The sequence below is a fragment of the Urinicoccus massiliensis genome (genome assembly GCF_900120405.1).
GTDB lineage: Bacteria > Bacillota > Clostridia > Tissierellales > Peptoniphilaceae > Urinicoccus > Urinicoccus massiliensis.
In genome coordinates, this window is the sequence record NZ_LT635490.1 from 1 (window position 1) to 1560 (window position 1560).

The 1560-nt window shown below is 42.6% G+C and carries 2 protein-coding genes; both read left to right on the top strand.

Annotated elements, in window-relative coordinates:
• The first annotated feature begins 55 nt into the window (after window positions 1–55).
• On the top strand, window positions 56–640 hold the full coding sequence (locus BQ7400_RS10730; RefSeq protein ID WP_072469058.1) for a helix-turn-helix domain-containing protein: 585 nt from the start codon (window positions 56–58) through the stop codon (window positions 638–640).
• Entirely contained in the window at window positions 553–1482 is a 930-nt protein-coding gene (locus BQ7400_RS10245) for an IS3 family transposase (RefSeq protein ID WP_245759391.1), read from the top strand. Before BQ7400_RS10730 ends, BQ7400_RS10245 begins: the two co-directional genes overlap by 88 nt.
• Window positions 1483–1560: the final 78 nt, after the last annotated feature.

A 1560-nucleotide genomic window follows, 5' to 3' on the forward strand; every position in this document is an offset into this window, starting at 1 on the left:
TCTGCACTGACCCCCAAAAGTTGGACCAAGAAATCCAACCTTTGGGGGTCTTTTAATGGCAAAATACAGTTACGAATTGAAGAAGAAAATCGTCGAGGAGTACTTGTGTGGTAAAACAAGTTATCAAGCCTTAGCAATGAAATACCAAATCGAGAAGTCCGTTCTCAGGCTATGGATTAGCAATTACAAAAATTATGGCGATGAAGGCTTAATGCGCTCTAGAAATAATCGTGCGTATAGTGTAGAGTTTAAGTTAGAAGCCATTACACGCTATGAAACGAGCGAATGCAGCTACCGACAACTTGCCCTCGAACTCGGTTTGACGAATCCGTCCATGATTGTCAATTGGCGAAGACAGTACCGAGAGAAGGGCATCGAGGGGCTGCTCCCGCACAAGCGAGGGAGACCTGTGACAAAGAAAAATGACCACAACCAACCACCAAAAACTGTAAAGAAAAGCGAATCTATCGACGCCTCCACACGCGAAGCATTGGAAAATCGCATCAAAGAATTAGAGACAGAAAATCGGAAACTTACCATTCAAAAGATGTTCTGGGAACAGCTCAGGAGTTTGGAGAAAGAAGAAGCAATGAACAAAAGGCGAAGATTGTCTCCAAACTCCGAGAACAATTCCAACTAACAGAGATTCTTGCCGCCATCCATTTCCCAAAGTCCACCTTTATGTATTGGCAGAAAAAATGGTCCGAAGAAGACAAGAATCAATCCTTAAAAGACGAAATCCTTGCCATTCGGAGCCAACACAAAGACTATGGTTATCGCCGCATTCATCTGGAATTAAAGAACCAGGGTCGGGTGGTGAACAAAAAGAAAGTACAACGACTAGTTCAAATCATGGGCCTTCAAGTCCACTCCTATGGCAGGAAATACAAAAAATACAACTCCTACAAAGGAGTCGTGGGCAAAATCAAGAAGAACCGAATCAACCGCCGGTTCAATACCTGCATCCCCTTGCAAAAAATCACCACCGACACCACGGAATTCAAATACTATGAAGAAGATAAGACCGGGAAACTTCAAACAAAGAAACTCTATCTCGATCCCTACATGGACATGTACAACCTGGAAATCATCAGTTACGTCCTATCCGATCAGCCCAATGGAGTCACCATGCTGCAAGGTTTAGAAGTAGCCATTGAGCGAACAAAGGCCTGTCCTTATCGACGGACCTTTCACTCCGATCGTGGTTGGGGATACCAAATGACCACATACCAAGCCATGTTAGAAAAACATCATATTTTCCAAAGTATGTCAAGAAAAGGCAACTGCTATGACAATGCACCTATGGAAAACTTCTTTAGCTTATTGAAAAGAGAAATCTACTATGGCCACAATTACCGTAGTCGTAAAGAACTGGTGCAGGCAATTGAGCAATATATCCGTTATTACAACGAAGATCGAATCAAAGAAAAGTTAGGAGGTCTAAGTCCAAAACAATACCGTGAACGCATGCAATCCGCATAGAACGAATATTATGTAAAAACAAAATCGAGCAAGCGAAATGCTTACTCGATTAGGTCCAACTTTATGGGGTCACTCTAT

Coding starts and splice junctions, on each gene's coding strand:
- BQ7400_RS10730 (WP_072469058.1), top strand. CDS start 56: ATGGCAAAATACAGTTACGAATTGAAGAAGAAAATCGTCGAGGAGTAC.